The following is a 21,241-nucleotide window of genomic DNA, read 5'->3' as shown; positions in this document are numbered from 1 at the left end:
GCTGCCGGCGGCGATTCTCGCGTCCGTGAGAGACCCCCAACGGCGACGTGACGGCGGTGGGGCAGGATTGGACGCATGCGGATCGTGGTTCTTGCAGGTGGCATCGGCGGCGCGCGCTTCCTGCTCGGGGTGCGCGCGGTGGCCCGGGAGACGGGCGCCGACGTCACCGCGGTGATCAACGTGGGCGACGACGTGACCCTGCACGGGCTGCGCATCTGCCCCGACCTGGACAGCGTGATGTACACGCTCGGTGGCGGAGCCGACCCGGAGCGCGGCTGGGGCCGGGTCGGCGAGAGCTGGACGGTCAAGGAGGAGCTGGCCGCCTACGGCGCGGAGCCCACCTGGTTCGGCCTCGGCGACAAGGACATCGCGACCCACCTGGTGCGCACCCGGATGCTGGAGGCGGGCTACCCGCTCTCGGCGGTCACCGAGGCGCTCTGCGACCGCTGGCAGCCCGGGATCCGCATGCTGCCGGCCAGCGACGACCGCGTGGAGACGCACGCCGTCGTGGAGGTCGACGGGGCGACCCGCGCGATCCACTTCCAGGAGTGGTGGATCCGTCACCGCGCGCAGATCCCGACCCAGCGGTTCGTGTTCGTCGGGGCCGAGACCGCGAAGCCGGCCGCGGGGGTGCTGGACGCGATCGCGGAGGCGGATGTCGTACTGGTGGCGCCGAGCAATCCCGTGGTCTCCATCGCCCCGATCCTCGCCGTGCCCGCGATCCGCGACGCCGTGGCCGGCGGCCGGGCGCCGGTCGCCGGGTTCTCCCCCATCATCGGCTCCGCCCCGGTGCGCGGGATGGCCGACAAGTGCCTGGAGGTGATGGGCGTGGAGTGCAGCGCGGCCGGCGTCGGCGGGCTGCTCGGGGCCCGGTCACAGGGCGGGGTCCTCGACGCCTGGCTGGTCGACTCGTCGGACGTGGATGTGGTCGTACCAGGCCTGCGGGTGCGGGCCGTCCCGCTCTGGATGACCGACGAGGCCGCGACCGCGACCATGGTCCGCGACGCGCTCGCCACGGTGGGTGTCGCATGATCCCGTCGCTGGAGGTCCACCCCGTCGTCGGCATCGGCGAGGTGCGGCCGGGCGACAACCTCGCCGAGCTCATCACCGGGGCGGCCGACTGGCTCCGCGACGGCGACGTGCTCGTGGTCACCAGCAAGATCGTAAGCAAGGCCGAGGGCCGGCTGGTCGAGCTGCCGCCCGAGGGGCCCGACCGCGACGCCGCCCGCGAGGCCGCGCTGCGCGCCGAGACCGCCCGCGTGGTCGCCGAGCGCGGCCCGACCCGCATCGTGCAGACGCACCACGGGCTCGTGCTCGCCCAGGCCGGCATCGACGCGTCCAACGTCGACTCCACGCACCTGGTGCTGCTGCCCAAGGACCCGGACGCCTCGGCCCGGGCGCTGCGCGAGGAGCTGCGCGAGCGCTTCGGGCTCGACGTCGCCGTCGTCATCACCGACACCATGGGCCGGCCGTGGCGGCTCGGCCTCGTCGACTTCGCGATCGGCGCGGCCGGCGTCGACGCGGTGGTCGACTACCGGGGCCAGCGGGACGCGTACGGCAACGAGCTCCAGCTGACCCAGATGGCCCAGATCGACCAGCTGGCCGCCGCGGCGGAGCTGGTGAAGGGCAAGACGGCGCAGGTGCCGGTCGCGGTGGTGCGCGGGTTCGCGCCCGGCTTCGCGCCCGACCACGGCCGCGGCGCCGCCGAGCTCATTCGCGGGGCCGATGCCGATCTGTTCGCGCTCGGTACCGCCGAGGCCACCGCCCGCGGCCTGCGCGCCGCCGCCGAGCTGCCCGACGCGACCGGCTTCGCCCCGGCCGAGGGACCCGTGCGCCTGCCCGCCCTGCCGTTCCCGCAGACACGCAGCGTGACGGTTCCGGCCGACACCGTGGCGGCCGTGATTGTGTGGTCCCCGGCCGGCGATCTGCGCGCAGCGGCCGAGGCGGGCCGGACGGCGGAGCGGTTGCGAGCCGTTCTCGCAGCTGATGGGCTTGCGAGCGGCTGGCTGGAGGTCACCGATCCGGCGACACTCGCCGCCGAGCTGCCCGAAGGCGGCGTGCCCCTCGGCGTGCTCGTCATCGGGCGCGGTAGCCTGCCGTCACTATGACGACGCTGCACGAGGACGCACTGGCGGTGCTGTCGGACTGGGCGGCTCCCTCGCCGGAGGCCGAGGCGACCCGACAGCGGTTCCTGGATTTCGTACGGCCCGATCCGACCACCGTCTGGCGCGAGCACACCGGCGGCCACGTGACCGCGAGCACCCTGGTCGTGGACGCTAACGCGGAGCGGGTGCTGCTGTGTCTGCACGGCCGGGTCAACCGCTGGATGCAGCTCGGCGGGCACTGCGAGCCGGTCGACACCACGATCGCGGGCGCGGCCCTGCGCGAGGCGTCGGAGGAGTCGGGCATCCTCGGGCTGCGGGTGAGCGAGGCGCCGATCGACCTCGATGTGCACCATGTGCACTGCTCGGGCGGGTCATCGCTGCACTACGACATCCGGTATGCGGCGATCGCGCCGGCCGGGGCCGTTGAGCTCGTCAGCGCGGAATCCAGTGCGCTTGGGTGGTTTGCGCCGGATTCGCTGCCTGAGCCGCTTGCTGATGCTACTGAGCAGTTGGTCGGGCCGGCGCTGGCTTGGGCCAAGCGCGTCTGACTCGGCTGGTGCTGATCCGGGATATGTCATGACTCGTTCCTCGTCACGACATATCCGGATTTATGCGGTGGCGGGTCAAATATCGGGTGTGTTGGGTTCAGCGGCGGGCGAGTTCGGCTTTTGCCGCAAAACGGACGGCGCCGAGCCGCTCACGAAGTCCGGGGCGGGCCGCGGTCGTGCATGAGCGGGGGCCGCGAGAAGGGGCCGTGCATGAGCAGGGGCCCGAGCACGCAAAGCGCGAGAAGCAGTCGCGCATAGACAGGGACCGGCACGCACACAGCACGGGAAGCAGTCGTGCACGAGCGGAGACCGGCGCACACAAAGCGCCAGAAGCAGTCGCGCATAGACAGGGACCGGCACGCACACAGCACGGGAAGCAGTCGTGCACGAGCGGAGACCGGCGCACACAAAGCGCGAGAAGCAGTCGTGCATAGGCAGGGACCGGCACGCACACAGCACGGGAAGCAGTCGTGCGCGAGCGGAGACGGACGCACACAAAAGCGCGAGAAGCGATCGGGCCCGGACGAAAGCGCCCGGGCCCGGGGCAAGCGCCGCCCTACAGCAGCTCGCTCGAGCCGCGCTCCTTCAGGGAGTCGACCAGCTTCTTCACGTCCTGGGCGCGAGCGCGCGGGCAGATCAGCAGCGCATCCGGCGTGTCCACGATGATCAGGTCGCTCACGCCCACCGCGGCCACCAGGCGGCCCGAGCGCGGGACCACGACCACGCGCTCCGCGTCGTGCATGAGGACCGTCGGCTTCTGGGCGACGACCGGGTCGTCGATGACGCCGCCGAGTTCGACCACCACGTTGCCCGCGGTGTCGGTCTCGAGCAGCTCGCCCAGGGTGTGGAAGTCGCCGACGTCGTTCCAGCCGAAGTTGCCCGGCACCGTGCCGACCAGGCCGGCTCGGCCCGCGCCCTCCATGACGCCGAAGTCGACCGAGATCTTGGTCAGGCCGGGCCAGATCTCGGCCAGGACCTCCTCGCGCTCGCGCGACTCCCAGGACTCGGCGATGCGCCGCAGGCCGTCGTGCAGGGCCGGCTGCTGGCGGGCGAGCTCGTCGAGGAACACGTCCACGCGCCAGACGAACATACCGGCGTTCCAGAGGTACTCCCCCGAGTCGACGTAGCGCTGGGCCACGTCGAGCGCGGGCTTCTCCGCGAACTCGGCGACCTTGCACACGTCGCCGGTGCCCGTGGGCTCGCCGACGTGGAGGTAGCCGTAGCCGGTCTCCGGGTGGGTCGGCGTGATGCCGATCGTCATGAGCAGGCCGTCCTCGGCGCCCTGGATCGCCCGGTGGAGCGTGTCCTGGAAGGCCGGGACGTCGCGGACCAGCTGGTCGGCGGCGAACGCGCCCATGATGGCGTGCGGGTCACGGCGGGCGATCACCGCCGCGGCGAGACCGATCGCGGCGCAGGAGTCGCGCGGCGTGGGCTCGACGAGGATGTTGCCCTCCGGCAGGCCCGGCAGCTGCCGGGCCACGGCGGCCGCGTGCGCTACGCCGGTCACCACGAATGTGGACTCGGGCGTCGCCAGGCCTTCGAGACGCCCGTACGTCGCCTGGAGCAGCGACAACGGGGTCCCGGTGAGGGCGTGGAGAAACTTCGGATGGCCGGCTCGCGACAGCGGCCATAGCCGCGTGCCGCTGCCACCTGCAGGAATCACCGCGTAGAACACGCGCCCATCATGCCCGGAAAAGGGTGCCTTCTCACAACTCGGGGGTGTCAACACCATTACCGAAATCGCCTCGCGCCGTTTCGGCGGGTGACATTGGAGGTCACCCGGGGTCAGTAACCGCGGGGGCCCGCGGCTCTCGCCCATGCGGCGAGGTGGACCTCGGCGCTGGACTCCCAGGTGAACTCCTTGGCGCGCGCGGCGCCGGCCTTGGCCAAAGCGTTACGTCGCTCCGTGTCGTCGAGCAGTGCCGCAAGGTCGCGGGCGATCTCGTCGGGGCTCGGCCCGGTGTAGGCCACCGCGTCCCCGCCCACCTCCGGCAGGGAGAGCCGCGGCGTGGTGAGCACCGGCGCGCCGCAGGCCATCGCCTCCAGGATCGGCAGGCCGAAGCCCTCGCCGAAGGACGGGTAGGCCGCGACCACCGCGCCGCCGAGGAAGCCCGGCAGGTCCGCGTAGCGCAGGTAGCCCGGGCGCAGCAGGCGCAGGTGGCTGGGGACCTCCGCGATGGCCCCGTCGATCTCGTCGTCGTGGCCCTGGCCGCCGGCGACCACCAGCGCGGGCGGGTCGGGCCGGTCGCGCACGGCCGAGATCCAGCCGCGGATCAGGCTGGGCACGTTCTTGCGGGGCTCCTTGGCCCCCAGGAAGGCGACGTACTCCGTCGACCCGAGCCCCAGCCGCGCGCGCACGCGGGCCTTCTCGTCGTCGCTGGGCGCGTGGAACGCATCCGGGTCGACGCCGTGGTAGGCCACGTCGATGCGGGTCGGGTCGGCGTCGAGCAGGCGGATCAGCTCGTCGCGGGTCGCCTTGCTGGGCACGATCACCCGGCTGGCGCGCCGCAGCGACGTCTTGATCGCGGAGCGGAAGAACGTGCGGCGGGACTTGTCGTAGTGCTCGGGCTCGGTGAAGAACGTGGCGTCGTGGACCGTCACCGTCACTGGGCACCCCGCGCGCAGCGGGCACGTGTAGAAGGGCGAGTGCAGCACCTGGGCGCCGACCTGCTGGGCGAGCATCGGCAGGCCGGTCTGCTCCCACGCCAGGCGGGCCGGGCGGTGCGCGGCCGCGGCGGGGGCGGACATGATCCGCGCGTTCGGCAGGAGCCGCCCGTAGCGCTCCGCGTCGGTGCGCTGGCACACGACGGCCAGGTCGGCGTCGAGCGCGCCCAGCGCGCCCAGGAGACCGTCGACGTAGCGCCCCACCCCGCCTCGGTCGGCTGGGACACTCGTGGCGTCTACGAGCACGCGTGGCGGTCGGCCGGGGGTCACGGGGCACTCCCTTTGAACTCGATGCGGATCTTCGGTGCGACGGTCTCGCGGCAAAGCCTACGCCCGATCCGCCGGTGATCGATGTCCACGACGCGACTCGCATCGTGAGTTCCACCCAGGATTCAGCCTGAATCAACTCATGTGCCGAGTCGGAAGTTCAAGTTTTGCTCAATTCAGCGGCATCGGTACGTCGCCGGGCGCTCCGACCTCGTACTTCCCTATTCCCCGCACGTCGAACCGCCCGTCGTGGTATACCGCGAGGTCCGCCCGCCCGTCCCCGTCGTACTGCCCCGGCACCGGCGTGTCGCCCGGGTCGCCGAGGCGCACGGGGGCCTGGCCGGTGACCGTGAACTGCTGCGTCGACGGGGACCACACGGCCGCGTCGAGCCGGCCGTCGCCGTCGTAGTCCGCGGGCACCGCGATCGCGCCGGGCTCGCCGAACTGCCACTCACGGATCGCGCGGATCGCCCACAGGCCGGTGGACGGGCGCCAGATCGCGGGCTCGGCCTTGCCGTCGCCGGTGTAGTCGCCGGGCACGGGCTGGTCGCCGGTCTGCCCGAGCTGCAGCTCGCCGACGCCCTTGATGTACCAGACCCCGTTGGACGGCCGGAACACGGCGAGATCGGCCTTGCCGTCGCCGTCGTAGTCGGCGGGGGCCGGCACGTCGCCGGGCAGGCCCCACTGGGCGACCGAGCGCCCCTCGCCGGTGAGCAGCATCGTCCAGTTGCCGGTGATCGGCGACCAGGTGGCCACGTCGGCCTTGCCGTCGCCGTTGTAGTCGGCCGGCACCGCGATCTCGTTCGGGCCGGACGTGAAGATGGGCTGGGCGATCCCCTGCAGCCGCACGGTGCCGTCGGCCGGGCGGTAGGCCGCCATGAGCGACCGCACGGTCTGCGGCTTGACCAGGTCCCCGAGCAGCTCGGCGGCGCGGTCGCGGATCGCCGGCAGGGCGTCCATCCCGCGGGCGCCCGGGCACTCGGTGGGGTTGGTCTGGCGGTGCGGGAAGACGCGCGGGACGGTGACGGTGGTGCCGGCCGGATACCGCGACGTGGAGCCGCCCCCGGTCAGCGTCACGTTCCCGTGCGGGTCGATGGCCTGGCTGAGTGAAAGTTTCCACGCGGTGTACTTGGCGGCCGACTCCACCACGGCGGGCGGGACGGCCACGGAGGAGTACGTGCCGATCATGGCGATGCCGGCCGTACCGGTGTTGAAGCCGCCCGCCTGGGCCCCGACCACGGGACGGCTCAGCCCGCCGGCCCGGCCCTCCCAGAGCCGGCCGAACCGGTCCACCAGCACGTTGTAGCCGATGTCGCCCCAGCCGCGGCTGACCGTCTGGTACTGGTAGATCGAGCGCAGGATCTTGGGTACGTCGGCCTCGGAGTAGTCGTTGCCCGTCGCCGTGTGGTGCACCGCGACCGCCTTGACCATCGGCGCGTACTGCGGCCGCCAGTCCATCAGCTGCTCATTGGCCCCCCAGGAGGCGCGGCGGTTGATGACCGGCATGAACGGCCGCAGCGCGACCGGCGCGTCCTCGAGCACGGGCGGGGCCGGGGGCGCGGCGTCGGCGGGCGAGTCGGTCGGGTCGATGAGGTCGGCGGCGAGATCGTGCGGGGCCGAACCACCGGTGGCGCTGACGGTGATCTGCACGCCGTCGCTCGGCCCGACCCAGACGAGATCGGAGCCGCCGCGCTCGACGGGGCCGGCGGCCGGCGCGCTCGGCGAGGGCGAGGCCTTGCCGCGCGGCCGGGCCGGCACGCTCTGCGGATCGCGGTCGGCCTCGCCGGCGCCGACGGTCTGCCACGCGCTCCAGGCGCCGCCCGGGGTGTGGTGGCGCACGGCGACGCTGACCGCGCCGATGCGCTCGGTCTCGCGCCAGGTGACGCCGACGGCACTGAAGGGCGCGACGGAGGTGCGGGTGACGGTGAGCGTCCGGCTGCGGGTGGTCTTGTGGTAGCCGCCGTCCAGCGGTACGTCCTCGAGCACCCCGCTCTGGGCGCTCACCCCGTCCGCGGGCCGGTCGAAGTCGCCGAGCGCGACGCGGGTCACGCGGGTGGGCACGCCGCTGCCGCCCGGGGCCGTGGCCGCCGGGTTGGCCCACTCGACCGGCGCGGTGAGCCCCTCGTCGGCGACCGGGGGCTCGCTCGTGCGGGCCGCGGCGCCGCCGCCGATGGCCCCGGCGGCGAGGAGGGCGAGCGAGCAGCCGGCGAGGGCGACCAGCCTGTTGCGCCGGTATCGTCGCGTTGCCCAGACACCCATCTCGCTTGCCCCATCTCGCTAGAAATCAGGTGAGATGCTATGGAAGGGATTAATTGGACATATGGGGAATACAGTTCCTTCACTCTTTGCGGCATTTGTGGGTAAAGACCCGTCACTTCCGTTCCTGACGTTCTATGACGACGCGACCGGCGAGCGGACGGAGCTGTCGGGGGCGACGCTGGCCAACTGGGTGTCGAAGACCGCGAACCTGCTGGTCGACGGGTGCGGGCTGGGGCCGGGCGACCTGGCCGCGGTGCGCCTGCCCGCGCATTGGCAGACCGCGGCGGTGCTGCTCGGCGCGTGGACGGCCGGGCTGAGCGTGGCCTACGGGGAGCCGACGGGCGCGGGGGCCGACGTGGAGTTCGCGTCGCTGACGGCGGCGGAGACGGGCGCGCCGGGGCCGGCCGACCGGTACGTGCTCGGGCTCGCGCCGATGGGGCTGCCGATGCGCGGCGGGGTGCCGGAGGGGTTCGCGGACTACGTGGCCGAGGTGCGGCAGTTCGGCGACCACTACCCGGGGCCGGTCGGCGGGGCCGGGACCGAGGACCTGGTCGAGCGCGCGCGGGCGCTGGGCTACCCCGCCGGGCGCGTGCTCGTGGACGCCGTCGCGCACCCGGACCCCGTCGAGTGGCTCGTCGCGCCGCTCGTCGCCGGGGCCAGCATCGTGCTGAGCGTCAACAGCGACCCGGCGAAGCTCGAGCAGCGCGCGGCGTCGGAGCAGGCTACCGCCGTGCTGTGACGAAGTACTGCAGCGACTCCGGGTTCGCCAGCGCGCCCTTGGCGGCCGCCCGATCCACCGGCGTTCCCGTGAGAATGCGCTTCACGGGCACCTCCAGCTTCTTGCCCGACAGCGTGCGCGGCACGGCCCCGACCTGGAAGACCTCGTCGGGGACGTGTCGCGGCGAGAGCGCGGTGCGCAGCTCCCGGGCGATGCGCGCCCGCAGCGTGTCGCCGAGGGTCACGCCGTCGGCCAGCACCACGAACAACAGCAGCTCACCGGCGCCGCCCTCGGGGTCTTCCAGGTGTACGACCACAGAGTCCACGACCTCGTCCAGCCCCTCCACGACCGAGTAGAACTCGCTCGTGCCGAGCCGGACGCCGCCGCGGTTCAGGGTCGCGTCCGAGCGGCCGGTGATCACGCACGCGCCGCGCTCGTCGATGGTGATCCAGTCGCCGTGCCGCCACACGCCCGGGTAGGTGCCGAAGTACGCCTCGGCGTAGCGGCTCCCGTCCGCGTCGCCCCAGAACCCGACCGGCATGCTCGGCATCGGGGCGGTGATCACCAGCTCGCCGAGCTCGCCCACCACCGGGGTGCCGTCCGCCGCGAACGCCTCGACCCGCGCGCCGAGCGCCCGGCAGGCGATCTCGCCGGCCCGCACCGGCAGCAGCGGCACTCCCCCGACGAAGGCGGTGCAGACATCGGTACCGCCCGAGGCCGACGCCAGCAGCACGTCCTTCGACACGGCGTCGTAGACCCACTCGAAGCCCTCGGGCGGCAGGGGCGCGCCGGTGGAGCCGACCCCGCGCAGGCGGCTCAGGTCCGCGAAGTCCTTCGGCACCAGCCCGGCCTTGCGGCAGGAGAGCAGGAAGGGGGCGGAGGTGCCGAAGTACGTGGTGGCGGACTCCTGCGCCACCCGCCACAGCCAGCCGAGGTCGGGGTGGGCCGGGTTGCCGTCGACCAGCACGACCGCGGCGCCGACGGCGGGGCCGGAGACGAGGTAGTTCCACATCATCCAGCCGGTCGTGGTGAACCAGAAGAACCGGTCCCCCGGGCCGAGGTCGTGGTGCAGGGCGAGCATCTTGAGGTGCTCGAGGAGGATGCCGCCGTGGCCGTGCACGATCGGCTTCGGCAGGCCCGTCGTGCCCGAGGAGTAGAGGACGTACAGCGGGTGCGCGAACGGGACCGCGGCGAACTCCAGCGGCTCGTCGGTCGCCGCGGTGAGCCCGGACCAGTCGTCCCGGGTCGGGTCTGTGTCTCGGTTCAGGTATCCGATGCGCACCACGTGCTCGACCGACGGCAGGGCCGCGTGGATGGCCTCGACCTCGGCGGTGCGGTCGATGGGCTTGTCGCCGTAGCGGTAGCCGTCGACCGCCACGAGCACCTTCGGCTCGATCTGCTGCCAGCGATCGACGACGGAGCGGGTGCCGAACTCGGGGGCGCAGCTGGAGAAGATGGCGCCGAGGCTGGCCGCGGCGAGCAGGAGCACGAAGGTCTCGGGGATGTTCGGGGCGTAGGCCGCGACCCGGTCCCCCTCGCCGACCCCCAGCCGCCGCAGCCCGGCCCGCGCCCGGCGGACCTGCTCGCGCAGCTCGGCGGCGGTCAGCTCGACGGGCCCGCGGGTCTGCGAGCGGGCGATCACGATCGGCTCGTCGTCGGCGACCCCGGGCATGCGCAGGACGTGCTCGGCGTAGTTGAGGCGGGCCCCGGGGAACCACCGGGCGCCGGGCATCGTCGCGTCGGGCAGGGTGTCGCTGGGTGCCACATGCGCGATGACCTCGAAGTGGTCCCAGATCGCGCGCCAGAACTCGGCGGGCTCGTCGACCGACCACTGCCACAGTGCCTGGTAGTCGTCGAAGGCCAGGCCGCGCTCGGCCTCCAGCCGGTGCAGGAACGCCCCGATACGGGTGTTTTCACGCACGTCCGACGGGGGTTCCCAGAGCACCTTTGCCATTGGTCCATCTTGCGATACGCGTGAACGGTCGCTCAGTGTGGGTGAACCCCATCCGATCCCTCGATCGGATGGAGCCCACCCACATCGCACTACTTCGTCCTCGCGGACCCGCTCGGCTTGGGCGGGCTGCTCGGCCGCACGGCGGGGGCCGGGCGGGGCTGGGTGCCGTAGTCGATCAGGCCGACGTTGCCCGGGTTCAGGGCCAGATTCTTGGACGGCCAGGCGCTGCCCGCGTGGCGGCCCGTGGCCGAGTCGAACAACCAGCAGTCCACGGTGCCCGAGCCGTTGGGTTCACGATCCATGCAGACGAGGTCGTACGGCCGGTTGTCGATCTTCGCCGCGGTCGCCTTCACGTCGGGCATCTGCGCGAGCGCCTTGTAGATGACGGCCCGCTGCTGCGGTGTCCAGAACGGCTCCGAGTAGTCGATCAGCTCGAAGGCGTCCTTCCAGATCATGGCGTCGGCCGGGCGGCCGGGGTACTCGGTCTGGGCCCACTGCCGCCAGGACGTGAGGAGCTGGCCCGGGTCGGTGGGCAGGCCGGCCAGGAACTGCGCGGTCGGGCGGTACAGGCCCGCCGGGGTGGCCGCGGCCTGGTCGATCTCCTCCTGGGTGCTCGGCGCGTCCATCGTCTGCGTGCCGTCGGTGCGGCGGACGCGCAGGGTGACCATGGTGACCGGGTCCATCCAGAGCTCGTGGACGTAGGTCTGCTCGCCGGCGGTCAGGTTGTACGTCTTCACGTAGAGCACCTGCCCCGCCGGGACCGGCATCGGCCGGGCGCTCGCCCCCGCGTCGGCCAGGCGATCCATCGCGGCGACCGCCTTGGCGTGCGTCGCGCCCCCGTCGCCGCTGACCTTGGCGTTGAGCGGAGCCCGGGTGCCGATCGCGACCGGGATGTCCGCGGGCTTGCCGTTCGTAGGCGCGCCGCTCGTGGCCGGGCGCCCGGCCGGGGCCTGGCCGCCGTCGCCCGCCGGGCCGCCCGCGTGCCGCACGGCCACCGCCGCGCCCACGACCACGGCCAGGGCCGCGGCCGCGCCGGCGGTGGCCAGCAGCCACTGGCGGCGGCGCGCCGGGGGGCGGTACTCGCTGCCGGCCAGCCGGTAGCGGCCCTTCACGAGCACCCCCTCCGGCGGGGCGTCCAGGGCAGTGCGGAACTCCCGCAGGGCCAGAAGGTCCTTATCGTCAGTGCTCATCGTCGCTCCGCCTCGTCGAGTGCCTTGCGCAACTTGGTCCGGGCCCGGTGCAGCGCCGACTGGACGGTGCCGAGGGGCAGGTGCAGCGCCTCGGCGATCTCCGCGTACGACAGGTCGGCGACTGCGAACAGCAGCAGAACGTCGCGCTGGCGGGCCGGCAGCTTGGCGAGCACTCGCGCGATGAGGCGCGCCCGCTGGCCGGCATCCACCCGTTCGTCCGTCCGAGCCGCGTGGCTCTCCGCCGACACCTGCACCAGCAGCGGGTCCGCGCCCGTCCGGGCCAGCGCCCGGTAGCCGCGCACCTCGTCGCGGCGATGGCGGAACAGCACGTTGGTGGCGATGCCGAACAGCCACGGGAGCGGGTCGGCGCCGGGGTCGACGGTGTGGCGCTTCTCGTACGCGACCAGAAACGTCTGGGCCACCGCGTCCTCGGCGAGATCCGGCCCCACCCGGCGCGCGCAGTAGCGGTACAGCGCCCGCGCGTGCCGGTCGTAGAGGGCGGTGAAGCCGTCCGCGATCAAGAGGTTGCCTTCCGGGTCCACACACCTTCTTGTCCGGTGCCCGGCGCGCTGTTCCCGGGGGTTTTCGCTCTTGCCACCGCGGAGGCCGGGATGTCTGGCGGGAGCGACGGTCAGTGACTGACGCGGACCCGAGCCATGGGCCGCTTTTGACCTTTCAGCTTTTGACCCTTCAGCGGTTTGATCGATGCTGCTGGATCGCGTCCCGGCGGGCGAGACGGTGCTCGCGTCGGATTTCCGCCTCGCGCCACCGGCTCTCGTCGACGGGCGAATCGGGGACCACGGCCGGGACGGGGCGGGGCTTGCCCTCGGCGTCAATGGCGACGAAGACGAGGTACGCCGTCGCCACGACCAGCGGGTCGGCCTCGCTGACCACGTCCCAGCGCTCGGCCTCGAGCCGGACGCCCACCTCCATCGAGCTCGTGCCGGTCCAGTTGACCTGCGCGAACGCGTGGACGAGGTCGCCGACGCGCAGCGGTTCGAGGAACGCGATCTCGTCGATCGAGGCGGTCACGGCCGTCCCGCCGCTGTGCCGCGCGGCCGCCGCGCCCGCCACGTCGTCGATGAACTTCATGATCACGCCGCCGTGGACGGTGCCGTAGAGGTTGACGTCGACCGCGGTCATGATCCGGCTCAGCGTGACCCGCGAGTAACCGGTGGGGCGGCCGGGCGGTCGGGCGGTGTGCTCGGTCATGCCAAAGACGGTACGGTGCGAGCCATGCGACACGTCGGAAGCCTGATCGCGGGGATGTTCATCGCCCCGATCGCCTGGCTGCTGATCGCGATCGGTCAGCAGCAATCCGCGGAAACCGTGGCGAAGTGGGTCGAGCGCGGCGCTTTCGACTCCGTCGACCTGCTCGTGCCCGCCGCCTACCTCCTGGGTGCCGGCCTGCTCATCGGGCTCATCGCCAGCCTGCGCATCTCGCCCGTCGGCCCGATCGTCGCGGGGCTCGCGCTGCTCGCCACCTACGTGAGCCTCTTCATCGACCCGCTGTCGGTGATGAACAGCCTGCCCCGCGACCTGGCGATCGGCTCGCTGAAGGTGGACCTGCGCCTGCCGATCGTCAACGGCACCACCGCGGTGCTCGGGCTCGCGCTGCTCATCGCCGCCTTCAGCGTCAAGCGCTGGCGGACCTGGCCGACCGCGGTGCCGCTGGTGCCGGCGGCGGGCGAGGGGCCGGCGGATGCGCACGAGTACCCGCTCGGGCAGGGCCCGGCGGCTCCGCCCCCCGTGGCCCGGCCCGCGTACTCGCCGTCCTCCACCACGACCGCGTTCCCGGCCGCCGCCACGTCGGTGCTGCCCTCGGCGGGCGGGTTCGGCGCCGCGCCGCCCGCGCCCACCGACGAGACGCAGCCGGTGCCGCGGTTCGCCCCGCCGGCCGCCGCGCCGTTCGTGCCCGCGCCGCCGCCGGTCTCCACGCCGCCGGTTTCGGCGCCGCCGGGGGCCTTCGTGCCGCCCGGGTCGGCTCCGCCGCCGTTCGCCGCGCCGCCGCTGCCGGTGTCCACGCCGCCGTTCATTCCGCCGGCGCCGCCCGTCTCCGCACCTCCCGTCTCCGCACCTCCCGTCTCCGGGCCGCCCGTCTCAGGACCGCCTGTTTCCGGGCCGCCGCCCGTGCCGTTCCCGCCGGCGCCACCCGCTTCCGCGCCGCAGCCGGTCTTCACGCCGCCGGTCGTCTCCGCGCCGCCGGTCGCTTCCGCGCCGCCGGCGGCTGCTGCGGAGCCGGGCTGGTTGACGCCCGAGGACAACGCGCCCGCCACCGGGGCCGTGGCCTACAGCCGGGGGGCCAGCTCGCCGCCGCCGGCCGACGAGCCGCCGGCCTGGCCGGTGCCCGCCTCGCCCGCGCCGGCGCCCGGGTCGCCGGACACGCCGTCGGGCTCGTGGCCCGTCGTCCCCGCGCCGAGCGCGCCCGCCGACACCGACTCCGCGGCCGACATCGAGGCCGAGAGCGAGTCGGAGGCGACCCGGCCGCTGCATGCGGGCGAGAGCGCCAGCGGGCTGCCGTCGCGCGCGGCTCGGGGGCCGGCCGAGGAGGAGCGGTCGATTCTCGCCGGGCCCTCGTTCGACGGGTTCGCCGTTCCGCCGGCGCGGCCGGGGCGCGAGGAGGAGACCGAGGCGTTCCACCCGGGCTCCCAGTCGCCCGCGGCGCCGCGGCCGCGGCATTCGGCCCCGCCGGCCGGTGCCGGCGAGCCGGAGGAGCGGCGCGGACGGTTCCAGCCGATGGCGCCGCAGCCGCCGGTCGAGGAGGCCACCACCGTGATCAAGGCGCCTTCCGCGGACGAGGCCACGACCGTGCTGCCGTCCGGCGGCCCGGCCCGTTCCGCGGAGCCGGTCGAGGATCCGGATGCCACGACGCTGTGGCCGTACGGCGGCGGCGACGAGGCCACGACGCGGCTCGCGGCGCCGGTGGCCGATGCCGAGGCGACCGCGAACTTCGGGTTCGGGGAGCAGGCGGTCAGCCCGGCCGAGGCGGCCGAGCGGCGGGCGGCGTTCGCGCGGGGCGAGGCGGAGCGGCGGGCGACCGCGGCGCAGTCCCAGCTCGATCGCATCGCGGCGGAGCGGGCCACCTCCCAGGCGACCGGCCCGCAGCCGGCCGCGAACCAGCCGGACGCGGAACAGCCGGACGCGTCCGCCACGGCGGACGAGCCGCAGCCGCGCCGGGACAACCCCTGGGCACAGCCGCCGCGCGATCGGGCCTGAGCCGCACGTCGATCACCTTCTGGCCCCGTCGCTCGGCTCGAGCGGCGGGGCCATTGCCGTGCACGCCCTTCGATGGATCAATCGACGGCGCTTTAAGGTTCCCGACCCTTACATTTAATAGTGTTAACTGATAACGTCCCTGCTCATCGATCCATCGATGGGCAGGAGGTCCCGTGAGATCTCGTCGTCGCACAATCGCCCTGGTGACCGGGGCGGCCGCGGCTCTCGTTACGGCGCTGGCCCTCGCGCCCGTGCTCGGGGCCCAGGCCGCCACGAACGTCGCCGCCGCCGCCTGTTCGGCACCGGTCTGGGCCGAGGGCAACACATACACCGCCGGCCAGCAGGTGACGTACAACGGCCACACGTACCAGGCGCTGGTGACCCACACCGCCTATGTGGGAGCCGGCTGGAACCCCGCGGCCACGCCGTCGCTGTGGAAGGACCTCGGTGCCTGCTCGGGCGGCGGGACCACCTCCCCCACCGCCTCGCCGTCGCCGTCGCGCACCACGTCCCCGTCGCCGTCGACCTCCCCGAGCAAGTCGCCGTCGGCCTCGCCGAGCAAGTCCCCGAGCACGTCGCCGACCGGCGGCACGGGCTCCTGCGCGGTGAAGTCCCGGCCGGCCGGGAAGGTGCTGCAGGGCTACTGGGAGAACTGGGACGGCGCCTCCAACGGCGTGCACCCGGGCCTCGGCTGGATTCCGATCACTGACAGCCGGATGGCGCAGCACGGGTACAACGTCATCAACCTCGCCTTCCCGGTCATCCGCTCCGACGGCACCGTGCTGTGGGAGAACGGCATGGACTCGGGCGTGAAGGTGCCGACGCCGGCCGAGATGTGCCAGGCCAAGGCGAACGGCATGACGCTGCTGATGTCCATCGGCGGCGCCGCGGCCGGCATCGACCTGAGCTCGTCGACGGTCGCGGACCGGTTCGTGGCCACGATCGTGCCGATCCTCAAGGCCAACAACTTCGACGGCATCGACATCGACATCGAGACCGGGCTCAGCGGTAGCGGCAACATCAACACGCTGTCGACGTCGCAGGCCAACCTCATCCGCATCATCGACGGCGTGCTGGCCCAGATGCCGTCGAACTTCGGCCTCACCATGGCGCCGGAGACGGCCTACGTGACCGGCGGCAGCGTGACGTACGGCTCCATCTGGGGCTCGTACCTGCCGATCATCAAGAAGTACCTGGACAACGGCCGCCTGTGGTGGCTGAACATGCAGTACTACAACGGCTCGATGTACGGCTGCTCCGGCGACTCGTACTCGGCCGGCACGGTCCAGGGCTTCACGGTGCAGACCAACTGCCTGAACTCGGGCCTGACGATCCAGGGCACCACCATCCGGATCCCGTACGACAAGCAGGTTCCCGGCCTGCCCGCGCAGTCGGGTGCCGGCGGCGGCTACATGGCCCCGTCGCTGGTGTCGCAGGCGTACAACAGCGTCAGCGGCATCAAGGGCCTGATGGACTGGTCGATCAACTGGGACGGCTCGAAGAGCTGGACCTTCGGCGACAACGTGAAGTCGCTGCAGGGCCGCTGACCGCACACTTCGATTCCGCACTGACGAAGGGCCGGGCGCGCATGCCCGGCCCTTTCGTCATGCCGCCCGGGGCAGGGACGGCGACTCCAGCAGCGGCGGGATCGCGGCCGGGTCGAGCGGCCGGTGAAGGTGGAACCCCTGGCCGAGGGAGCACCCCAGCCGTTGCACCGCATCCAGCTGCGCCTGGTTCTCGATGCCCTCGGCGACGACCCGCAGCCCGAGGATGTGCCCGAGCTCCATGATGGTCGAGACCAGCGCCATGTCCCGCCCGGTCAGCTGGGTGCGCGCGATGAACGCGCGGTCGACCTTGAGCTCGTCGACGGGCAGGTCGCGCAGGTAGGCCAGCGAGGAGTACCCGGTCCCGAAGTCGTCGATCGACATCTGCACCCCGCGCGCCCGCAGCCGGCTGAGCGCCAGCACCGCCGGCTGCGGGTCGCTCATCAGCACCGACTCGGTGAGCTCCAGCGTGACCGCGTTCGTCGGCAGCCCGGCGGCGGCCAGGGTGCGGGTCACGTCCTCGACGAAGCCCGGCCGCACCAGCTCCCGCCCGGAGATGTTGACGTTGAGCGTGAGCCCGGGCCGGCGCCGCCGCCAGGCCGCGACCTGCCGGGCCGAGCTGGCCAGCACCCACTGCCCGATGTCGCCGATGAGCCCCGACTCCTCGGCGATCGGCAGGAACTCGCCCGGCGCGACGATGCCGCGGCCCGGGGAGTTCCAGCGCAGCAGCGCCTCCACGCCCACGACCGAGCCGGCGTCGAGGCGGACGAGCGGCTGGTACACCAGCCCGAACTCCCCCTCGGCGAGCGCCCGCTGCAGGTCGGCCCGCAGCGAGAGGTAGTGCAGCGCGGCCGCGTGCATGGCCGGCTCGTAGACGACGACCCGCCCGGGGCCGTCCTTCTTCGCGCGGTACATCGCCAGGTCGGCGCAGTTGAGCAGGTCATCGGGCGACCCGTTGCCGTCGGCGCCGGGCAGGGCCGCGCCGATGCTCGCGCCGATGTAGACGCTGCGGCCCTTGACCCGGAACGGCTCCCGCACCGCGTCGATGATCCGCTCGCCGGTCGCCACCGCGGTGTCGCGGTGCGCGTCGCCGAGCAGCACCGCGAACTCGTCGCCGCCGAGGCGGGCCACGGTGTCGCCGGCGCGCACGCAGCCGCGGATCCGCTCGGCGACGTCGGCGAGCAGCTGGTCGCCGGCGTCGTGGCCGAGGCTGTCGTTGACCGCCTTGAACCGGTCCAGGTCGATGAAGAGCACGCCGGCGCGCGGGCGGCCGTTGAGGGCCTTCAGGAACAGGGCGCGGCTGGGCAGGCCGGTCACGTGGTCGTGATGGGCCTCGTGGACCTGCTCGACGGTGCGCGCGTCGGTGAGCGCCAGGCCGACCTGCTGGGCGAAGGCCTCGAGCTGGTCGGCGTGGTAGCCGGCGGCGTCGCCGGCCCGGGCCACCAGGCTCCCGGCGATCTCCCCGGTCACGAGCACCGGCACGGCGATGATCGCGTGCCCCCGCTCGTCCTCGTCCACCTGCAGCGAGCCGGTGTCCATCGCCGCCCGGGCCGCGTTGCCGGGGCGCTCGCCGGGTCCGACGCCGCCCGCGCAGGACGCCACCCACGGCGCCGGGTCGGCCAGGATCAACGCGACGTAGGCGTCGCCCAGCAGCTCGGCCGCGCCGCCGGTGATCGCGTCGAAGGTCTCCTGCAGCGGGCGCCGGCTCGTGATGCCGCGCTGGATGGCCAGGAGGGTCTCCACGAGCCGGGTCTCCCGCTCGCGGTCGGCGCGCAGGGTCTGCTCGGCGGCCAGCGCCCGGGCGCCGCGCAGGGCGGCACCGAGCATCTGGGCCATGCCGTGCAGCGTCTGGCGCTCCTCGGGCGTGAACGGCTCGTCGAGCCGGCCCAGGATCAGCGCGCCCGGCAGGCCCGAGCCGAGTTGGCTCGGCACGGCGTGGACGTCACCGAGCCCCGGGATGTCCACGATCCCGCCCGCCGGGGACAGGGCGAGCAGGTCGCGCTCGGGCGCGGCGACGCCGAAGCCCCACGCGCCGCGCGGGCGCCCGCCGAGCACGACGAGACCGACCTCGGCCTCGACGATCTCGGCGGCCCGCTCCACGGCGAGCGCGATGGCGGCCTCCTCGGAGCCGGCCGCGTTGACGGCGACGAAGTACTCGGTCAGCTGAGCGGTCGACCAGGCGGTCACGAGACTCCCCTCAGGCCAGCGCGAGGGCGACCAGGGTGAGCTGGTGCAGTCCGGATGCGCCGCGCACCCGCGCGATCTCGCCCAGCGTGTAGAGGCCGGCGAAGGGCACGTCGCCGAGCGCGGCGCGCATGGCCGCCACCTCCGCGGCGATGCCGTCCTCGCCCAGGGTGAGCTTGCGGCCGCCGCAGTCGAAGGCGAGCAGGCCGAGCGGTTCGGCGCCGCCCAGGGCCGCCGTCGCCGCGCCGATCGCGTCCCCCGCGCCGGCGACGAGCTCGTCGCGCTCGGCCTCCATCAGCCAGACCAGGGCGCCCTGCGGGATCTCGGCGGTCCCGGAGACCGAGCGCTCCTCGTCGTCGCCCGCGTGCAGCGAGCGGATGTCGAGGCCGCTGCGCCGGGCCAGGCCGACGGGCTGGAGATTGACCCCGTCCTGGAACAGCTCGGCGGCGGTGCCGGGCGCGCCGGCGCCGGACGCGGCGGCCCGGCGCAGGAGCACGTCGAGGGCGGGCTCGCCGTCGAGCTCGTAGATGCGCTCGCCGGCCGACCGCGTCACGATCAGCGGCGGCTCGACGCGGCGCCAGCCGTGCGCGATGCCGATGCCGATCGGGCGGTCGGAGCCGAGGGCGACGCCGACGACGCTGCCGGCCAGCACGCGGTCGCCGAGGAACTGGGCCCGGCCGTGGGTGAGGCCGCCGACGAGCGGTACCGCCGCCCCCACCACCGAGTAGGCGCCGCGCACGATCTCGTGCGGGCCGAGCGCGGTACCGTCGCCGACGAGCAGCAGCGCGGTGTGGGGCGCGTCGATCTCGGCCATCGCCGCGGCCACCTCGGCCCCGGCCGCGCGGGCGCCGAGCCCGGCGATGCCGGCCGCGCGGGCGCGCACGGTGAAGCCGGGGCCGCCCAGGGCCGCGACCGCCGCGCCGTGCTCCGTCGCGCCCGCCCCGGTCAGCTCGCCGAGGCCGACGCCGCCGACCACGACGGCGTCGCCCGCCTCGGCCCGGACCCCCGCGAGCACCGCCACCGCGTCGTGCCCGCCGGAGGTGAAGACGAAGACCGCGGCTGGGGTACGCCCGGCGATCGCCTGGGCCGCGGCCTCGCCGCCGGCCTTCGCGGAGTCGGCGGCCGTGCTGTGCCCGGCGCCGAACCAGCGCTCACTCGTGCTTGACATGGCCCTGCTATCGGCACGGCCCCGGGCAAGCTGAGCCGCCGTTACGCGGACCTCAGGGCAGGGTCGCGGCGAAGCCGTCCAGCAGCCAGTCCAGGCCTTCGTCGAACTCGGCGATCTACTCGTCGACGCCGCCGCGCAGCAGCCCGTGGCGCCCGGCCTCGGCCAGGTGCGGCTCGGCCCTGGCGCTCACGGTCGCCGGGCGCCTGGCCGACCGCTTCGGCGGCCGCCGGATCGCGCTCACCGGCGCGCTGCTGCTGCTCGGGGTGACGGTCGCGCTCACCCGGCTCTCGGCCGGGACGAGCCAGTGGACGATCGCGGCGCTGATCGCGCTCGGCGGGGCCGGCTTCGGCGGCATCATCGTGGCCGCCCAGTCCGGGGTCTTCGCGGGCCTCCGCCGGGCCGAGGTGCCGCACGCCACCACCGCGGTGCGGGTGTTCCAGCAGGTCGGCGGCTCGTTCGGGGTGGCCGTGCTGGCCGTGGCCCGGCAGCGCGGCGCGTCCGGCGCCCGCTCCCTCGACGCGCTCGCCGGCGCCTTCGGCCACACCTTCTGGTGGGCCGCCGGGGCCGCGGCCCCGGCCCTTGTCCCGATCCTGCTGATGCGCGGGAAGACCCCGGGCGGCCCGGTGGCCCCGGCCCCCTCGCCCGGGACCACCGCACCCGAGGCCGCCGCGCCCGAGGTCACGCCGGCCTGACGGCGGCCTCCGCCGCGGCCGCGCGGGCCTGGATGCGCCGGATGTACCGGACCTGCCAGGCCGCCAGGATCACCATCGTGGCGATGAACAGCACGGTGGAGGCGGTGACCGCGGCCGACGTGGACAGGGCCAGCACCAGCGGGATGCGCACGACCGCGTCGAAGAGCAGCCCGGCGCCCCAGGTCGCGGACATGACGCGGAAGCTGCGCCGGAAGCCGGGCAGGTCCCGCCACTTCTGCTCGAACTCGGCCGCCTTGGCCGGGTCGCCCTCCTGCATGCGCAGCGCTGCGTGGTAGATCAGCGGGCGGCCGACGAAGCAGGACACCACGAAGGCCAGGCCGGCGATGCCGGTGCCGAAGGACTCCTTGATCAGCAGGAACTTCGGCGAGCCGGTCAGGAACGACAGGCCGAGGCCGACCAGGAACACGCCGAGCATCACGGCGGCGAAGACGTCGAAGCGGCGGGCCCGGGTCGCGACCCAGAGGATCCGGGCCAGCGCGGCGAGGGAGCCGCACAGCAGGGCCACGTAGTCGCTCGCGCCCAGCCAGTGAGCGACGAAGTAGGCGGCCAGCGACAGGCCCACGTCCCACAGCAGGGACTTGAGGATGGCCAGGAATCCGGGGGTCTTGCTCGTCGCGCGCTCGTCGTCAGCCATGTGTCGACTCTGACATGTCGTTTTCGACATGTCAATGAGAACATGTAGTAGCTGTCATGTCATGGTCGACATGTCGA

17 protein-coding genes are annotated in these 21,241 nt (G+C 73.7%); 7 read left to right on the top strand and 10 right to left on the bottom strand.

The annotated features are described in order from the left end of the window. Positions 1–75: 75 nt before the first annotated feature. From cofD to AC6JBM_RS48540, 3 genes are read left to right on the top strand one after another with little or no spacing between them, the layout of a single operon-like run. Entirely contained in the window at positions 76–1,032 is a 957-nt protein-coding gene (gene cofD / locus AC6JBM_RS48550) for a 2-phospho-L-lactate transferase (protein WP_497980352.1), read from the top strand. After that, complete coding sequence (locus tag AC6JBM_RS48545) at positions 1,029–2,108, top strand: coenzyme F420-0:L-glutamate ligase (RefSeq protein ID WP_497980351.1); 1,080 nt, start codon at positions 1,029–1,031, stop codon at positions 2,106–2,108. The genes cofD and AC6JBM_RS48545 overlap by 4 nt, the downstream gene beginning before the upstream one ends. Continuing rightward, a complete protein-coding gene (locus tag AC6JBM_RS48540) occupies positions 2,105–2,653 on the top strand; it encodes an NUDIX hydrolase (protein WP_497980350.1) in 549 nt (182 codons plus the stop codon). The genes AC6JBM_RS48545 and AC6JBM_RS48540 overlap by 4 nt, the downstream gene beginning before the upstream one ends. Positions 2,654–3,209: 556 nt before the next feature. Here AC6JBM_RS48540 and AC6JBM_RS48535 read toward each other — a convergent pair. From AC6JBM_RS48535 to AC6JBM_RS48525, 3 genes are all read right to left on the bottom strand, one after another. Beyond that, the gene (locus AC6JBM_RS48535) at positions 3,210–4,328 is read right to left on the bottom strand and encodes a mannose-1-phosphate guanylyltransferase (RefSeq protein WP_497980349.1); all 1,119 of its coding nucleotides are present in this window, start codon (positions 4,326–4,328) and stop codon (positions 3,210–3,212) included. Between the two features lie 110 nt (positions 4,329–4,438). Continuing rightward, complete coding sequence (locus AC6JBM_RS48530; RefSeq protein WP_350612054.1) at positions 4,439–5,587, bottom strand: glycosyltransferase family 4 protein; 1,149 nt, start codon at positions 5,585–5,587, stop codon at positions 4,439–4,441. Between the two features lie 168 nt (positions 5,588–5,755). Further along, the gene (locus AC6JBM_RS48525) at positions 5,756–7,843 is read right to left on the bottom strand and encodes an FG-GAP-like repeat-containing protein (protein WP_497980348.1); all 2,088 of its coding nucleotides are present in this window, start codon (positions 7,841–7,843) and stop codon (positions 5,756–5,758) included. Between the two features lie 97 nt (positions 7,844–7,940). Between AC6JBM_RS48525 and AC6JBM_RS48520 the strand changes: the two genes are divergently transcribed. Then, entirely contained in the window at positions 7,941–8,582 is a 642-nt protein-coding gene (locus AC6JBM_RS48520; RefSeq protein WP_497980347.1) for a TIGR03089 family protein, read from the top strand. On the opposite strand, the gene AC6JBM_RS48515 is transcribed toward AC6JBM_RS48520, so the two are convergent. The 4 genes from AC6JBM_RS48515 to AC6JBM_RS48500 all read right to left on the bottom strand — a co-directional run bounded on the left by AC6JBM_RS48515 (position 8,566) and on the right by AC6JBM_RS48500 (position 12,917). After that, positions 8,566–10,515 carry an acetoacetate--CoA ligase gene (locus tag AC6JBM_RS48515; protein WP_497980346.1) on the bottom strand — a complete coding sequence of 650 codons (1,950 nt, stop codon included), beginning with the start codon at positions 10,513–10,515 and terminating at the stop codon, positions 8,566–8,568. The two genes, AC6JBM_RS48520 and AC6JBM_RS48515, sit on opposite strands and share 17 nt — an antisense overlap. 89 nt (positions 10,516–10,604) lie before the next feature. Next, positions 10,605–11,705, bottom strand: coding sequence for a hypothetical protein (locus AC6JBM_RS48510; protein WP_497980345.1), 1,101 nt, complete (start codon positions 11,703–11,705; stop codon positions 10,605–10,607). After that, positions 11,702–12,247: an RNA polymerase sigma factor gene (locus tag AC6JBM_RS48505; protein ID WP_497980344.1), complete on the bottom strand. Its 546-nt coding sequence runs from the start codon at positions 12,245–12,247 to the stop codon at positions 11,702–11,704. Before AC6JBM_RS48505 ends, AC6JBM_RS48510 begins: the two co-directional genes overlap by 4 nt. 148 nt (positions 12,248–12,395) lie before the next feature. After that, a complete protein-coding gene (locus AC6JBM_RS48500; protein WP_497980343.1) occupies positions 12,396–12,917 on the bottom strand; it encodes an acyl-CoA thioesterase in 522 nt (173 codons plus the stop codon). Between the two features lie 24 nt (positions 12,918–12,941). Between AC6JBM_RS48500 and AC6JBM_RS48495 the strand changes: the two genes are divergently transcribed. Together AC6JBM_RS48495 and AC6JBM_RS48490 are read left to right on the top strand one after the other, a co-directional pair. Next, the gene (locus AC6JBM_RS48495; RefSeq protein WP_497980342.1) at positions 12,942–14,921 is read left to right on the top strand and encodes a hypothetical protein; all 1,980 of its coding nucleotides are present in this window, start codon (positions 12,942–12,944) and stop codon (positions 14,919–14,921) included. A gap of 173 nt (positions 14,922–15,094) precedes the next feature. Beyond that, positions 15,095–16,468: a carbohydrate-binding protein gene (locus AC6JBM_RS48490; protein ID WP_497980341.1), complete on the top strand. Its 1,374-nt coding sequence runs from the start codon at positions 15,095–15,097 to the stop codon at positions 16,466–16,468. A gap of 57 nt (positions 16,469–16,525) precedes the next feature. Here the strand turns inward: AC6JBM_RS48490 and AC6JBM_RS48485 are convergent, their stop codons facing one another. Further along, on the bottom strand, positions 16,526–18,652 hold the full coding sequence (locus tag AC6JBM_RS48485) for a putative bifunctional diguanylate cyclase/phosphodiesterase (protein ID WP_497980340.1): 2,127 nt from the start codon (positions 18,650–18,652) through the stop codon (positions 16,526–16,528). A gap of 10 nt (positions 18,653–18,662) precedes the next feature. After that, positions 18,663–19,817: an FIST signal transduction protein gene (locus tag AC6JBM_RS48480; protein ID WP_497980339.1), complete on the bottom strand. Its 1,155-nt coding sequence runs from the start codon at positions 19,815–19,817 to the stop codon at positions 18,663–18,665. Here AC6JBM_RS48480 and AC6JBM_RS48475 point away from each other — a divergent pair. Continuing rightward, positions 19,811–20,509 carry an MFS transporter gene (locus AC6JBM_RS48475; RefSeq protein ID WP_497980338.1) on the top strand — a complete coding sequence of 233 codons (699 nt, stop codon included), beginning with the start codon at positions 19,811–19,813 and terminating at the stop codon, positions 20,507–20,509. The genes AC6JBM_RS48480 and AC6JBM_RS48475 overlap by 7 nt on opposite strands. Here the strand turns inward: AC6JBM_RS48475 and AC6JBM_RS48470 are convergent. Next, positions 20,496–21,164 carry a VC0807 family protein gene (locus AC6JBM_RS48470; RefSeq protein ID WP_497980337.1) on the bottom strand — a complete coding sequence of 223 codons (669 nt, stop codon included), beginning with the start codon at positions 21,162–21,164 and terminating at the stop codon, positions 20,496–20,498. The genes AC6JBM_RS48475 and AC6JBM_RS48470 overlap by 14 nt on opposite strands. Between the last annotated feature and the right edge of the window lie 77 nt (positions 21,165–21,241).

The organism is Dactylosporangium thailandense, from assembly GCF_059739745.1.
This window is presented reverse-complemented; position numbering and strand designations above follow the sequence as displayed.

Excerpts from the sequence above, each read along its gene's own strand:
- cofD (WP_497980352.1), top strand. The coding sequence starts at position 76 with ATGCGGATCGTGGTTCTTGCAGGTGGCATCGGCGGCGCGCGCTTCCTG.
- AC6JBM_RS48545 (WP_497980351.1), top strand. The coding sequence starts at position 1,029 with ATGATCCCGTCGCTGGAGGTCCACCCCGTCGTCGGCATCGGCGAGGTG.
- AC6JBM_RS48540 (WP_497980350.1), top strand. The coding sequence starts at position 2,105 with ATGACGACGCTGCACGAGGACGCACTGGCGGTGCTGTCGGACTGGGCG.
- AC6JBM_RS48525 (WP_497980348.1), bottom strand. The coding sequence starts at position 7,843 with ATGGGTGTCTGGGCAACGCGACGATACCGGCGCAACAGGCTGGTCGCC.
- AC6JBM_RS48515 (WP_497980346.1), bottom strand. The coding sequence starts at position 10,515 with ATGGCAAAGGTGCTCTGGGAACCCCCGTCGGACGTGCGTGAAAACACC.
- AC6JBM_RS48510 (WP_497980345.1), bottom strand. The coding sequence starts at position 11,705 with ATGAGCACTGACGATAAGGACCTTCTGGCCCTGCGGGAGTTCCGCACT.
- AC6JBM_RS48500 (WP_497980343.1), bottom strand. The coding sequence starts at position 12,917 with ATGACCGAGCACACCGCCCGACCGCCCGGCCGCCCCACCGGTTACTCG.
- AC6JBM_RS48495 (WP_497980342.1), top strand. The coding sequence starts at position 12,942 with ATGCGACACGTCGGAAGCCTGATCGCGGGGATGTTCATCGCCCCGATC.
- AC6JBM_RS48480 (WP_497980339.1), bottom strand. The coding sequence starts at position 19,817 with ATGTCAAGCACGAGTGAGCGCTGGTTCGGCGCCGGGCACAGCACGGCC.
- AC6JBM_RS48470 (WP_497980337.1), bottom strand. The coding sequence starts at position 21,164 with ATGGCTGACGACGAGCGCGCGACGAGCAAGACCCCCGGATTCCTGGCC.